Genomic DNA, 13,040 nt, shown 5'->3' on the forward strand with positions numbered 1-13,040 from the left:
GACCAAGCCCGACCGGTTCGGGCTTGATGATAATGGGCGACGACGGCGGAAATCGGTCAGGACTCCAGGCGGGAAGGAACGGATTCAAACAGGTAACCGTCGAACGCCGGATCGTCGATATTGGAGATCTCCAGCAGCTTATCTTTCACATTTTCCAGATGCAGCCACATTTCCTGACGCGCCGTTTTCGCATCCCGCCGCGATACCGCCCGCAGGATTTTCTGATGGTCTTCCAGCCACTGCCGCTGATAGCTGAAATCATCGGTATGGGAATGGATGCCCTGCCACATCGGGCTGCGTTTGCGCGCCTGCCACACTTCATACACCATATTGGCCAGCACGCTGTTTTGGGTGGACTGCGCCAACAGGCAATGAAACTGCTCGTCCGCGCTCTCATCCACGCTGCCGTTTTCCAGAGAAAGCCTCTCCTGCTCAATGGCCTGACGCATCTTGACGATATCGCTCTTGGTGGCCTGCATCGCCGCAAACGCCGCCACTTCGCTCTCCAGCAGTTGACGCGCCTGCAACAGTTCAAACGGGCCGTAACCGCTGTCGGCGGCGTTATCCTTTTCCCGCTCGTCGGGGATCTGTATCACATAAACGCCGGAACCCTTGCGCACTTCAATCAGTTTTTCCAGTTCCAGCATGATCAGCGCTTCGCGCACGACGCTGCGGCTGACGCCATAGGCCTCGGCGATATCGCGTTCAGGAGAAAGACGATCGCCGATCTGATATTTCCCATTCAGAATTTCCGCGCGGATGTTACCGCCTATTTGCTGATATAACCGCATATCACCCCGTTCCTTCATCCATTCCACTACCGCAGCCATTAATTGGCAGGACCAATAACGCAACAAGTCATCCAATTTGGATGGAGTATAACATAATGCCGTTCCTGCCACGCGTTGTCATTATTCGTTCATAAACATCGGCTATTTTTTACCGTTAAGGATGATCAGCTTTTAAAACAGGGCCCATGACTTCTCTATCCGTCTCACGCGATCAAAACTATCTCTGGGGGCCGACCAAGGCGCTGGATCTCTGCATTCCGGTTCCCGTCGTTTCTCCCACCACCGATAACGCCGCGGTATTGCAGCTCTTCAGTAAAAACAAGGAGCTGGTCAGCCTGCCGGTGGTGGAAAACGGCCGCCCCTTCGGGCTCATCAGCCGCCATATCTTCATGTCGCAAATGTCCCGCCCTTTCTATCACGAGCTGTACGATAAAAAGAGCTGCATCGCTTTTATGGATAAAAACCCGCTGATTGTCGATGCGGCGTCCTCGTTGAATGACGTGGCCGCGCAAACGGTGATCATCGGGGATAAATCGCTGACGGACGGCTTCATCATTACGGAAAATGAGCGATATATCGGCATCGGACTCGGCATCGATCTGATCAAGGCGGTTTCCGACATGCACTCGCAGCAGCATTTGCAGATCATGCAAAGCATTGAATACGCCAGAGTGATCCAGGAAGCGATGCTGACCACGTCACGACGCGCGATGTCCGGCTCGCTGACGGACTGGTGTCTGATATGGGAGCCGCGAGACTGCGTCGGCGGAGACTGCTATTACTTTAAAACCTATCAAAACGGCTGGCTGGCCGTGGTCGCGGACTGTACCGGACATGGCGTCCCCGGCGCGTTCATGACCCTGATTTTCGCCTCGGCGCTGGAACAGGCGCTGACGCAACATGGCCCGGAGATGCCCGACCGATTGCTACAAAGCATCAACCGCCATATCAAGGATACCCTGGGCCAGCGCAGCGAAAAGCGGCATCAGCCCGCCTCGAACGACGGCTGCGACGCCATCCTGATCTTCTGCGATACCACGAAAAATACCCTCGTCTGGGCCAGCGCCCATATGGCCGCCTTTGTGCTCAAACAGCGAACGGGCCAGTTGGAGGCGCTCGCCGCCGACCGCACGGGCGTCGGCTATACCGACACGCCCTACGATTACCGTTGGCCTTGTCATCGGTTAGCGCTGGACGACAACGACCTCTTTTTCACCACCACCGACGGTCTGACCGACCAAATCGGCGGCGAGCGGCAGACCATGTTCGGCAAACGCCGGCTCCAGGCGCTGCTGCTGAGTCAGCGGCAGCGGCCCATGCAAGCCCTCGCCGAACAGTTGCTTCAGACGCACAGGGACTATCAGGGCGATCAGGTAAGGCGGGATGACCTGACCTTTTGGGGCTTCCGACATTGTTCGACATTGATTTAATCAGGTGAATCGGGATTATGCCAGAGACCAAATACGCCGAATTTTTCGACTCCACGCATCAACGCGATATCACGTTGTATTACGTCGGGTATTTTTCGCAAAACATCATCAGCTCGCTGGCTGAAACCGTGCGCTTGCAGCTTGAAAAGCAACAGGTGCCGGCCGGCGTGCGCCGCAAGCTATTCTCCGCGTTTGTTGAAATGGTACAGAACATCACCCGCTATTCAGCCGCGCCTTTAACCGCCGCCGACCAGACGCATGAAGTACGCCACGGCTCGGTGTGCGTCGGTCATGAAAACGGGAAATATTTTTTACTTTGCGCCAATCAGGTTCACCCCGACGATATTGAAAAACTGCGCGTCCGGCTTGAACCGTTGCGTTACATGACCCTTGATGAAATCAAACTCGCCTATAAAGCCTCTCTGCGCGATGAAACGCCGGCCTGGAGCAAAGGGGCGGATATGGGATTACTGACCGTTGCGCGCGATGCCAGCGAACCGTTGCAGTTCACCTTTCGGGTGGATGCGCTAACAGGGCTGTCAACGTTTTATCTGAAGGCGATCATCTGAAATGGCGAACACTATTCATATGGAAAATCTCCACATCGCAGGGACGCCCTGTACACCAACCGTCGATTTTTACTTTGATACGCATCGGCTTTCCCTGGCCGGCGAATCCTACCCTGAAAACGCGGCGGCGTTTTATCGCCCGTTGCTTGAACGGCTTCAGGATTATCTCCGGCTGTTAACGGCAAAAAGCGCCGCCGCACAGGCGGACGCGCCGTCGACCATCGAATTCCATGTGTCGCTGGTTTACTTCAACAGTTCCAGCACCAAAATGCTGTTCAGCCTGTTTAACGCGCTGAACCAGGCGGCGGAACAGGGACTGCCGATTACGTTGCACTGGTATTACGACAAAGACGACGACATTGCGCAAGAATTCGGTGAAGAGTTGCACATCGATTTTCCCGCGCTTGACTTCCACAGCCATGTTCTGGAGTAACCGACTATGCGTGCGTTTGAATTGTTCACGCCGGAATACGATATTCTCATCGCGACGCGCAATGTCGCCAACCAGCAGAATATGCCGGCCGAAGTCTATCGGGATACGCTGCTGACGCTGACCGAGCACTACCAACGTCTGGTCAGGGAATCGCACCGGCTGATTTCCCGCAGCGACCGCGCAGAAAGGGAATTGAATCGTCTGAACGCGCAACTGCACAAACTGGCGGACGAACTGGAATACAAAGCCAGCCACGATCCGTTGACCAACGTTTATAATCGCGGCGCGATCATTGAGCGCGTCAATCAGACGCTGAAACGCAATCAGGCCGCGCTTATCGTATTGGATATCGACCACTTTAAACGGGTCAACGACGCTTTCGGCCACCCTACGGGAGATGCCGTGATCTGCGCGCTGACGTCACGGGTGCGGGAGGTGCTCAAGGGGAGCGGCAGCGTAGGCCGGGTGGGCGGCGAAGAGTTCACGATTTTGCTGGATGACTTCGCCCTTGAACAGGCCGTCGCTATCGCCGAGCGTATCCATTACAGCCTGAATGACGCCCCGCTGCCGGTTTTGCCCCAGCAGACGGTAACGGCCAGTTTCGGCGTGAGTTGGGCGCCGTCCCAAACCTGCTTTGATACGCTCTATGGTTCAGCGGATGCGGCGCTCTACAGGGCAAAGAATCGGGGCCGGAACTGCGTTGAATATCAGTAGGCGCCGCCCAGTCTGGCGCGAGCGACCGCTTCGCCGAGCTGCCACACCGCCATCGCATAATGGGTGCTGTGGTTATAACGGGTAATCGCGTAAAAGTTGGGCAAGCCGTACCAGTATTGATAGCCGCTGCCGATGTCCAGACGCAACAGGCTGGCCTCGGCATAACCGCCCAGCGTGCTCAGCGGTTTTAACCCGGCGGCCTGCAACTCGGCGAGCGAGTAACGCGTATTGAAGCCGTTTTTCAGCCCCGGCGCCTGACCCAGCGCGGGTACGGCCACCAGACCGTCCTTGACCCAGCCATGCGCTTTAAAGTAGTTGGCGACGCTGCCGATGGCGTCCACCGGATCCCACAGATTGACATGGCCGTTGCCGTCGAAATCGACCGCATAGTTTTTAAACGATGACGGCATGAACTGGCCGTATCCCATCGCGCCGGCGTAAGAACCGCGCAGGCTGAGCGGATCGTTTCCTTCCGTTCGGGCCATCAGCAGGAAGGTTTCCAGCTCGCCGGTAAAGTACTCGGCCCGACGTGGATAGTCGAAAGCCAGCGTCGCCAGCGCATCAATAATGCGGGTTTTCCCCATCACCCTGCCCCAGCGGGTTTCCACGCCGATAATGCCGACGATGATCGCCGGCGGCACGCCGTAGGTTTCCCAGGCGCGTTGCAGCGCATCCTGATACTGGTTCCAGAAAACCACGCCGTTTTGCACGTTATCCGGCGTAATGAATTGGTTGCGATAGCGCAGCCAGGCGCCGTTAGGAACGGACGGCCCCGGAACCGCCGGTGTGGGGGCTTGTTTGTCCATCAGCCGCAAGACCCAGTCCAGACGCTGCGTCTGGGCCAGCACATCATGCAATTGCCGACGGTCGAAGCCGTGTTCATTCACCATTTTATCGACAAAGCGACTCGTCGCCGGATTAAACGCGAAATCACCGCTCAACAGATGCCCCGTATGAGCGGGCTCCAGCAAAAAACCGCCTTTGAAAGGGTTGCCCTGAGGCGCTGGGGGCGGCGGCGTCGGTTTACTGCTACAGGCTGAGAGGAGCGCAAACACTGGAAGAAGAGAGGCCAAATGACGCATCAGATATCCGTGTCACCGAGTGAGAGAAAAGTAACCGTTATGGTAAAGCATTGCCCGACGCGAAAAAACTGAAATCTGCGTCCCGACTCGGTGGGATACGGGACGCGTCTGAGCGTTAGTTTTTCTTCACAAACTCAGATTTCAGCTTCATCGCGCCAAAACCGTCAATCTTGCAATCGATGTTGTGATCGCCTTCGACAAGCCGAATGCCCTTAACGCGCGTGCCGATTTTCAGCGACGAAGAACTTCCTTTAACTTTCAAATCCTTAATGATAGTTACGCTATCGCCGTCCGCCAGCAGATTGCCGTTGGCGTCTTTGACGATCAGCCCGTCTTCTTCAGCCGCTGAATCACCGCCCAATGCCCATACATGCCCACACTCCGGACAGTTCAGTAGTTCGTTGTCCTGCCAGGTATATTCAGAGTTGCATTTAGGACAATTAGGTAGCTGTTGCATGATAAAATTCCTGAAAATGTAAAAAATGAGATAAAAAACCAATAAAATCAATAACACTGTTGCCAGCTACGGCTATTTTAACGTTTTATTCGCGCGGAGAGTAGCCATCTCTTGGGCCGGCGTTGGATCACTTCACTATTTTGCCGTCATGCAAAATGAACATGACTTTGCCGTCCCAGAACTCGGCGATAAAGATATCCTCTTCCTTAAGTCCATGACTGGCCAGTTGCTGTTTAAGCCAGTCTTCGTCTTTTTCTATTTGCTGCTCCAACTCGTCATGCCGGATCCTGCCGTCTTTCATAATGATCACGGACGGCATTTTCGCGTCGCCGCAAACCACGGTAAGTTGACCGCTGGGCTCTATTTGGGCATAGCTGACCTGCTGGAATGAATTGATTCCCTGAGCATGAAGTTGAGAGGCGACATTCAGGATATCGATTTTATTTTTTCTGCGCAGGATATTATCCATCAGAAAACGCCCTTTCTTCACAATCGGCAACGGATCCCCGATGGCGATAGAGCGGAATAAATGAACATGTTTACTAAAGGCATTCAGCAACGATATCAGCCCGACGCCGATAAAAAGCACAATGATATATTGATGCAGCGGTATGCTGTCGCTGTAGATAACCCCGCCGATAATGCCGCCGAGAACAAAGTTGCCGATAAAATCAACCGGCGTCATCTGCGAAAGCTGGGTTTTACCTGAAAGATTCAGGTGCATAATGACAATAACGAAACCAATAACAAATTTTACCAATACGAAGCCGTAATATCCCATATATCTCTAACCCATCTTTTAACGGTATTTCCAATCAACACCGGAAAATAAAAAATCGCCATTTAAATGACGGCGTTCGCCGGCGGGTTATTCCCTGGCACGGATTAACCACGTCGGCATGATGGTTATAGATGAAGATCGGCGATTGTGCCGGATTTTTTGTGGCTTCACATCATCATGACGCGTAAAAACGTCAACGAGGTTTCCTGCTCAAGCCGGGTTAGGCGTTGATACAGCGCGTCGGCATCCGCCAGCCCCGCGCAGCAGTCGGCAAACTTGCGCCGGCGATCGGCATCGCTGAACGGGTCGCTGATATCGCCTTTCGCCGTTAAGCGCTCGGCGCTCAGTATGCGGCCGTCTTTGAGCGCGATCGTCACCCTATGCGGCAGATTGTCATTTTCCTCTTCCTCCGCCGCGCTCCAGCTCGTCATCCTCACCCGCGCCAATTTGTCCGCCGCCGCCTGTCGGGCCACTTGCCGAGGCGTAAAGTCCGCGACGCTCAGCGCCCCTTTCTCCAAAAGAACGCAGACGCAATAAGGCATGGAAAAACGCGCCTGCATCTCATCGTTCGGCAAGGGATAAGCCAGATTACGTTGGTTGGCGATGCCGACTTTCGCCTCGACTTGCAGCACATCGTCGACGCTAAACGCGTGCTGCGCCTGCAAATCGCCGATAGCATCGAGGATGCGGTGCGTCGATCCGCAGCAAGGGTGTTTTTTCGGCAGGACGCCGACGGTTTCAATCACGTTTTTCGTCCGGGTCAGCCAGCATTCGATCTGCGCGGGCTGAAAATGCCGACCGGCGAATAGCTGATAAAATCCCTGCTCGCCTTCAATAATATCCAGACGACCGGACATGCCGGCGGCGGCCAGCTCGACGGCATCCACCGCATTGCGCGCGGCCATACCCGCATGGAAGGGTTTCAACGGCGTGCCGAACTGGCCTTTCACCCCGCCGGCCAGGCTGACGGCGATACTCAGCGCCCGGGCGATGCCCTGTTCATCCAGCCCTTTCAGCCAGGCGACGCCGGCGGCGGTGCCGATGCAGCCCACGGTAGAGGTGCCGTGCCATCCCGCCGTGTAATGCGATGAACCGACCACCGACCCGACGAACGCCTGCGCCTGCAAACCGATCAGATAAGCCTCGATCAGATCGGCGCCGCCGCGCTTTTCCGCCAGTCCCGTCGCCAGCAACGCCGGCACCAGCACCGCCGATGCATGACTCATGCCCGGCGTAAAATTATCATCGTAGTCGATGGCGTGCGCCGCGGTGCCGTTAATCAGCGCGTCCACCGCCGTCGGCCGGGGCTGGTAGGCCGCCCACGCCTGCCGTACCGCGCGGCTGGAGAAGTCGTTATGTCCGGCGTACAGACACGCCAGCGTATCAATGATCGCCTCGCGCGCAAGTTGTCCGGCAGCCTGGCTAAACGGCGGTTTGCGCACGCACCAGGCGGCGATAGCTTCAATCACCGTCATCGTTTGTCCCCTGAGAATATTGATTAAGTCGCCGCGATGGCGGCGCGTTACGCCTCGCTGGCGGCGAGAAAATGCCGGGTATAGGCTTCGCGCGCGTCTCCCCGCCGCAGGGCGTCCGCGCTCAGCTCTTCCAGCAATTTGCCCTGATGCATAATCGCCACCCGCTGGCAAAGGTGGGTCACCACCGCCAGATCGTGCGTCACCATCAGGTAGGTCAGTTTGCGTTGCCGGCGCATGCCGGCGAGCAGGTTGAGAATTTCGGCCTGTACCGACACATCCAGCGCCGAGGTGGGTTCATCCAGCAGCAGCACGGAAGGCTCCATGATTAACGCCCGGGCGATCGCCACGCGCTGACGCTGACCGCCGGAGAGCTGATGCGGATAGCGATAACGAAAGGCATCCGACAAACCGACGGCGTTCAGCACCTCGCTGATGCGCGCCTCGTGGCGATCCAGCCCATGCAGTTGCAGCGGTTCGCGCAGCGTGCTGTACACCATCTTGCGCGGATGGAGCGAGGCGTAGGGATCCTGAAACACCATCTGCACCTGGCGATAAAAGGCTTTATCCCGCACCGGATGCTGCTCGCGGTTGGCGAACAGAATCGCCCCCTGATAATCGCTATTCAGTCCGGCAAGGGCGCGCAGAATGGTGGACTTGCCGCAGCCGGATTCGCCGATCAGCCCGTAGCTTTCGCCTTCCGCCAGCGTAAAGCTGACATCGCTGACCACCTGCCGCCGCATCACGCCCTCACCAAAGGCGATATTCAAATCGACGACTTCCACGCTGCGCTGTGAGGCTGGAATGATCATAAGGCGACTCCATTACGGTAGCTGGGGCCGGTCAGCCAGTCCGGATCGCGCGTCGGCACGCTCAGGGTCGCCACCGGATGATGCAGCCGCGGCTGGCTGGCCAGCAGGGCCTGGGTATAGGGATGACGGGCTTCATGCAGACGGCTGGCGAGGATCTCTTCCACTACGCGCCCGGCGTACATCACCAGCACGCGATCGCAAAAGCGCGAAACCAGATTCAGGTCGTGGGTGATAAACAACAAGCCGGTATTACGCCGGGCCAACTGCTCGTCCAGGATCGACAGCACCTGCTGGCGCACGGTAACGTCCAGCGCGGAAGTCGGTTCATCGGCGATGATCAAATCCGGCTCCGGGATCAGCATCATGGCGATCATCACGCGCTGTCCCATGCCGCCGGAGATCTCGTGCGGGTAGCGCTCAAAGACATTTTCACAGTCGCGAATATGCACCGACGCCAGCATCGCCAACGCTTTTTCACGCGCGATCTTGCCACTGACGCGCGTATGCAGACGATAGGCCTCGGTGATCTGATGGCCGATGCGCATCAGCGGGTTCAGCGAAAATTTGGGATCCTGCAAAATCATCGAAATGCGATTGCCGCGGATGGCGCGCATCTGCTTTTCGCTGGCGTTCAGCAGATCGAACTCGCCGAAGCGCATGGCTTTCGCGCTGACGCGGCCGATTTTCGGCGTGAGCTTCAGCAGCGCGCGGCAGGTCTGCGACTTGCCCGATCCCGATTCGCCGACAATCGCCACTTTTTCCCGCCCTACCTGAAAAGAGACGTCCCGCACCGCGTGGTTATCCTCGTGGGCGCCTTTAAACACAATGTTCAGATCCTGAACATCCAGCAGAATATCATTCATGGCGGAGATCCATTACGTCGCGCAGGCCGTCGCCGAGCAGGTTAAAGGCCAGACTGGTGAAAAGAATCGCTAAGCCGGGAATCGCGGCGATCCAGCCGTTATTGAGCATAAACTCGCGTCCCGACGCCAGCATCGCGCCCCACTCCGGGCTGGGCGCCTGCGCCCCCAGACCGAGAAAACCCAGCCCCGCCGCGGTGAGAATGATCGCCGCCATGTTCAGCGTCACCCGCACCACCACCGACGGCAGGCACATGGGAATGATGTGGAACAGGATAATGTGCCAGGAGGAAGCCCCCTGTAAGCGTACCGCCGCGATGTAATCCATCTTGCGAATCGATAACGTCTCCGCCCGCGCCAGACGCGCAATCGGCGGCCAGGACGACAGGGAAATGGCGATAATCGCGTTTTCGATGCCCGGCCCGAGCGCGGCGACGAACGCCAGCGCCAGAATCAGGCTGGGAAACGCCAGAAAAATGTCCACCAGCCGCATCAGCACCGTATCCACCCAGCCGCCCAGGTAACCGGCCGTGGTGCCGATCACCAGACCGAGCGGCGTGATGATAACGGCGGTCAGCCCCGCGATGTACAGCGTGATGCGCGCGCCGTACAGCAGCCGGCTGTAGATATCGCGCCCCAGTTCATCGGTGCCGAGCCAGTTTTCCAGACTGGGCGTTTGCAGGCGATTAGCCAGATCCTGCGTATAGATATCGTGGCTGGCCAGCCACGGGGCAAACAGCGCCGCGAAAACAATCACCAACAGCACCATCAGGCCGAATAGCGCCGAATGATTGGCGCAAAAACGGCGCCATTGAATCCACATCTGCTGCATGCGCGCCTGAAACGGCGTGGTCGGCGCCGGCGCATTCAACCAGTTGCGCAGTGATGAACGCGGCCGGGCGGCGCAGGATTTGTTGGTTACATCGGTCATTGGTCCTCCTGCCGGGTACGGGGATCAAACAGGCGATAGAGCAAATCGCAAATCAGGTTGAGCACGACGAATATCGCGCCGGTCAGCAGCGCGCAGCCCACCACCGCGTTCATATCGCCGGCCAGCAACGCATTGGTCAGATAACGGCCGAATCCCGGCCAGGCGAACACGGTTTCGGTCAGCACTGCGCCTTCCAGCAGCCAGGCCCAGGAGAGCGCCACCACCGTCAGGGTGGGAACGGCGATATTACGCAGCGCGTGTACCCAGACGCAGCGCGCCCAGGACAGGCCTTTCACCCGCGCGGTAATGATGTACTCCTGCGAGAGCTGGTCGATCATAAAACTGCGGGTCATGCGGCTGATGTAGGCCAGCGAACTCAGGCCGAGAATCGAGGCCGGCAGGACAATGTGGCCGAACACGTTGCGGAACATCGCCCAGTTATTGGCCAGCGCGCTGTCGATAAGCCAGAAACCGGTGACGGGTTGCAGATCGAATTCATAGATGAAATCGATGCGTCCCGGCCCGCCAATCCAGCCCAGCGTCGCATAAAACAGCAGCAGCCCCATCAGCCCCAGCCAGAAATTCGGCGTTGAATAGCTCAGCAGCCCGATAAAGCGGATCAGGTGATCAAACCAGGAGTTGCGATACATGGCGGACAGCACGCCGGCGGGGATCCCCAGTCCGGTGCCGACGATCGCCGCCAGCGTGGCCAGCTCCAGCGTAGCGGGGAAAACGCGGGCGATATCCTGAACCACCGGTTGGCTGGTGGTTAGCGCAATGCCGAAATCAAGATGCGCCAGTTGCCAGAGATAATCGGCAAACTGCTTCCAGAGGGGCTGGTCAAGCCCCAACTGAACGTACATGGTGTCATAGGCTTCCTGACTGGCGTTATCGCCAATCACCGCCACCACCGGGTCGATCGGCAGCAGTCGGCCGATAAAGAAGGTCAGGGCCGCCAGTCCCAGCAGCGTACAGAAGATGGAGATCGCGCCTTTTATCAGCCGCATCAAACGGCGATAGCGCAGCGACCCTACCAGGTTCATCGATTGTTGCGAGAATACCTGCGACATTGACGCGCCTCCGGCTATTTGCTTGCGGTGTTGTACCAAACGCGGAAACCATTCCAGGTCCAGTTCTTCACCGCCGGACTGATGCCCGCGGTGTTATACATCTGGAACATAATGGCCATCGGCCCTTGCTCCATCACGGCGCGCTGAAGCTCGGCATACTTTTCGATACGCCGGGTTTCATCGGCTTCCAGCAGCGCGGCCTCCACCTGCTTATTCAAATCCGCGTTATAAAACGCGGCGCGCCAGCTGGGATACTGCGTGGCCCGCGCTTCTTTACGGTTATCCGGATTGAACACCAGACGGGAGGCGTTGCCGTGGGCATCCGGCACGGAGGTCTGCCAGGCCATCATGGCGCTGGCGAACTCACGCCCGCGCGCCCGGCTGAACAGTTGCGCATTCGCCATGCGCTCCAGCTTCAGCGTAACGCCGATTTTGGCGGCATTTTGCTGAATGCTTTGCGCGATAGGCGCGGAGTGCGGCAGGGTGCCGAAAATCACGCTGGAGGAAAATCCGTTGGGATAGCCGGCCTCGCTCAGTAACTGTTTGGCTTTTTCCAGATCCAGTTTGAAGGGCTGGCCCTGTTGTTCATCCAGCGCGCCGAACGCGCCGATCTGAGCGAAGCTGGCGCGGGGAACGCCCAGGTAAGGCATCACGTTTTTCGCCAGGCCGTCGTAGTCGATCAGATAACGCATCGCCAGACGGACTTTCTCGTTTTTGAAGATCGGATCTTCGTTATTAAAGGTCCAGAAAAAGAGCTGCGGCTTCAGCACCTTCACCACATTGACCCTGCCGCCTTCATCCAGCGTTTTCAGATCGTCGGCTGAAAGATCGCGCGCCACGTCCACATCCCCCTGCGTCAGCAACAAGCGCTGGGTGCCGGTTTCCGCCACATGGCGAATCAACACGCGTTTCAGCGCCGGCGGCGTCGACCAGTAATGCTCCGTCGCCTGCAACACCACGCCTTCGCCGGCGTTCCAGCGCACCAGTTGATAGGGGCCGACGCAGGCGGTGCGGGTGGAGAGATATTTATGACCGAAGTCGCCGTTCACCGCCTCTTTTTCCAGCAGTTTGCGATTCTGCAAGGTGGAGACAACGTTCGCGGCGATGGCCTGCAACACCAGATTGGTGGGATAAGGCTTATCCAGCTTCAGGATCAGCGTTTTATCATCCGGCGCGACGATCGTCTGGTCGACGTTTTCCTTGCTGAAGCCGTATTCGGTGATGGCGGCGGCGTTACCGTAACCCAGTTTCACGACGCGCTGCATCGACCAGGCGAGATCGCCCGCCGTGGCCGGCGATCCGTCGGGAAACTTCAGATTATCCTGCAAATGAAAGGTGATCTGCTGATGATCCGGCGACACTTCCCAGCTTTTCGCCAGATGGGGGGCGACCTTTTTTTCGTCCTGGGCGTCAAACTTGACCAGCGAATCGCAGGTATTCAGCACAATTTCATTGGTGACCACTTCGCCAATCTGCGCCGGATCCCAGGTACTGATGGCGTCGATATTCCACGCCATCACCAGCGAGTCCGGCGGCGTGGCGGCATGGACGGCCGTGCCGATCGCGCCGGAAAACACCAATGCTGCGGTAATCGTATTGAGTTTTATCATCGAACGTACTCCAGCCTGTTGCAAAAGA

General features: G+C 57.5%; 14 protein-coding genes. 4 read left to right on the forward strand and 10 right to left on the reverse strand.

Features of this window, described 5'->3' with window-relative positions:
• Positions 1–56: 56 nt before the first annotated feature.
• Positions 57–791: an FCD domain-containing protein gene (locus ABRZ26_RS07370; RefSeq protein ID WP_319603601.1), complete on the reverse strand. Its 735-nt coding sequence runs from the start codon at positions 789–791 to the stop codon at positions 57–59.
• 185 nt (positions 792–976) lie between these two features.
• Between ABRZ26_RS07370 and ABRZ26_RS07375 the strand changes: the two genes are divergently transcribed.
• Genes ABRZ26_RS07375 through ABRZ26_RS07390 form a run of 4 tightly spaced genes read left to right on the forward strand, consistent with a single transcriptional unit; the run spans position 977 to position 3,937 of the window.
• Positions 977–2,221: a SpoIIE family protein phosphatase gene (locus ABRZ26_RS07375; protein WP_319603602.1), complete on the forward strand. Its 1,245-nt coding sequence runs from the start codon at positions 977–979 to the stop codon at positions 2,219–2,221.
• Positions 2,222–2,235: 14 nt separating this feature from the next.
• A complete protein-coding gene (locus ABRZ26_RS07380) occupies positions 2,236–2,790 on the forward strand; it encodes a SiaB family protein kinase (RefSeq protein ID WP_319603703.1) in 555 nt (184 codons plus the stop codon).
• Position 2,791: 1 nt separating this feature from the next.
• Positions 2,792–3,223 (forward strand): DUF1987 domain-containing protein, encoded by a 432-nt coding sequence (locus ABRZ26_RS07385; protein WP_319603603.1) that lies wholly within the window; start codon positions 2,792–2,794, stop codon positions 3,221–3,223.
• Positions 3,224–3,229: 6 nt separating this feature from the next.
• Positions 3,230–3,937, forward strand: a complete 708-nt coding sequence (locus ABRZ26_RS07390; protein WP_319603604.1) for a GGDEF domain-containing protein — start codon at positions 3,230–3,232, stop codon at positions 3,935–3,937.
• Here ABRZ26_RS07390 and mltB read toward each other — a convergent pair.
• The 9 genes from mltB to ABRZ26_RS07435 form a co-directional block, all read right to left on the reverse strand.
• Positions 3,931–5,019: a lytic murein transglycosylase B gene (mltB, locus tag ABRZ26_RS07395; protein ID WP_319603605.1), complete on the reverse strand. Its 1,089-nt coding sequence runs from the start codon at positions 5,017–5,019 to the stop codon at positions 3,931–3,933. The genes ABRZ26_RS07390 and mltB overlap by 7 nt on opposite strands.
• Before the next feature lie 115 nt (positions 5,020–5,134).
• Positions 5,135–5,476, reverse strand: a complete 342-nt coding sequence (locus tag ABRZ26_RS07400) for a zinc ribbon domain-containing protein YjdM (protein WP_319603606.1) — start codon at positions 5,474–5,476, stop codon at positions 5,135–5,137.
• Positions 5,477–5,603: 127 nt separating this feature from the next.
• On the reverse strand, positions 5,604–6,257 hold the full coding sequence (locus tag ABRZ26_RS07405) for a DUF421 domain-containing protein (protein WP_319603607.1): 654 nt from the start codon (positions 6,255–6,257) through the stop codon (positions 5,604–5,606).
• A 167-nt stretch (positions 6,258–6,424) separates the two neighbouring features.
• The gene (locus ABRZ26_RS07410) at positions 6,425–7,732 is read right to left on the reverse strand and encodes an MmgE/PrpD family protein (protein ID WP_319603608.1); all 1,308 of its coding nucleotides are present in this window, start codon (positions 7,730–7,732) and stop codon (positions 6,425–6,427) included.
• A gap of 47 nt (positions 7,733–7,779) precedes the next feature.
• Positions 7,780–8,541, reverse strand: a complete 762-nt coding sequence (locus ABRZ26_RS07415; RefSeq protein ID WP_319603609.1) for an ABC transporter ATP-binding protein — start codon at positions 8,539–8,541, stop codon at positions 7,780–7,782.
• Positions 8,538–9,404 carry an ABC transporter ATP-binding protein gene (locus ABRZ26_RS07420; protein WP_319603610.1) on the reverse strand — a complete coding sequence of 289 codons (867 nt, stop codon included), beginning with the start codon at positions 9,402–9,404 and terminating at the stop codon, positions 8,538–8,540. The genes ABRZ26_RS07415 and ABRZ26_RS07420 overlap by 4 nt, the downstream gene beginning before the upstream one ends.
• Positions 9,397–10,332 (reverse strand): ABC transporter permease, encoded by a 936-nt coding sequence (locus ABRZ26_RS07425; protein WP_319603611.1) that lies wholly within the window; start codon positions 10,330–10,332, stop codon positions 9,397–9,399. The genes ABRZ26_RS07420 and ABRZ26_RS07425 overlap by 8 nt, the downstream gene beginning before the upstream one ends.
• Positions 10,329–11,402, reverse strand: coding sequence for an ABC transporter permease (locus tag ABRZ26_RS07430; RefSeq protein WP_413556150.1), 1,074 nt, complete (start codon positions 11,400–11,402; stop codon positions 10,329–10,331). The genes ABRZ26_RS07425 and ABRZ26_RS07430 overlap by 4 nt, the downstream gene beginning before the upstream one ends.
• 14 nt (positions 11,403–11,416) lie before the next feature.
• Positions 11,417–13,012, reverse strand: a complete 1,596-nt coding sequence (locus ABRZ26_RS07435; protein ID WP_319603612.1) for an ABC transporter substrate-binding protein — start codon at positions 13,010–13,012, stop codon at positions 11,417–11,419.
• Between the last annotated feature and the right edge of the window lie 28 nt (positions 13,013–13,040).

This window comes from Brenneria sp. L4-2C, from assembly GCF_040240335.1.
Taxonomy (GTDB): domain Bacteria; phylum Pseudomonadota; class Gammaproteobacteria; order Enterobacterales; family Enterobacteriaceae; genus Brenneria.

Excerpts from the sequence above, each read along its gene's own strand:
- ABRZ26_RS07370 (WP_319603601.1), bottom strand. The coding sequence starts at position 791 with ATGCGGTTATATCAGCAAATAGGCGGTAACATCCGCGCGGAAATTCTG.
- ABRZ26_RS07435 (WP_319603612.1), bottom strand. The coding sequence starts at position 13,012 with ATGATAAAACTCAATACGATTACCGCAGCATTGGTGTTTTCCGGCGCG.
- ABRZ26_RS07430 (WP_413556150.1), bottom strand. The coding sequence starts at position 11,402 with ATGTCGCAGGTATTCTCGCAACAATCGATGAACCTGGTAGGGTCGCTG.
- ABRZ26_RS07390 (WP_319603604.1), top strand. The coding sequence starts at position 3,230 with ATGCGTGCGTTTGAATTGTTCACGCCGGAATACGATATTCTCATCGCG.
- ABRZ26_RS07400 (WP_319603606.1), bottom strand. The coding sequence starts at position 5,476 with ATGCAACAGCTACCTAATTGTCCTAAATGCAACTCTGAATATACCTGG.
- ABRZ26_RS07420 (WP_319603610.1), bottom strand. The coding sequence starts at position 9,404 with ATGAATGATATTCTGCTGGATGTTCAGGATCTGAACATTGTGTTTAAA.
- ABRZ26_RS07375 (WP_319603602.1), top strand. The coding sequence starts at position 977 with ATGACTTCTCTATCCGTCTCACGCGATCAAAACTATCTCTGGGGGCCG.
- ABRZ26_RS07405 (WP_319603607.1), bottom strand. The coding sequence starts at position 6,257 with ATGGGATATTACGGCTTCGTATTGGTAAAATTTGTTATTGGTTTCGTT.
- mltB (WP_319603605.1), bottom strand. The coding sequence starts at position 5,019 with ATGCGTCATTTGGCCTCTCTTCTTCCAGTGTTTGCGCTCCTCTCAGCC.
- ABRZ26_RS07385 (WP_319603603.1), top strand. The coding sequence starts at position 2,792 with ATGGCGAACACTATTCATATGGAAAATCTCCACATCGCAGGGACGCCC.
- ABRZ26_RS07425 (WP_319603611.1), bottom strand. The coding sequence starts at position 10,332 with ATGACCGATGTAACCAACAAATCCTGCGCCGCCCGGCCGCGTTCATCA.
- ABRZ26_RS07410 (WP_319603608.1), bottom strand. The coding sequence starts at position 7,732 with ATGACGGTGATTGAAGCTATCGCCGCCTGGTGCGTGCGCAAACCGCCG.
- ABRZ26_RS07415 (WP_319603609.1), bottom strand. The coding sequence starts at position 8,541 with ATGATCATTCCAGCCTCACAGCGCAGCGTGGAAGTCGTCGATTTGAAT.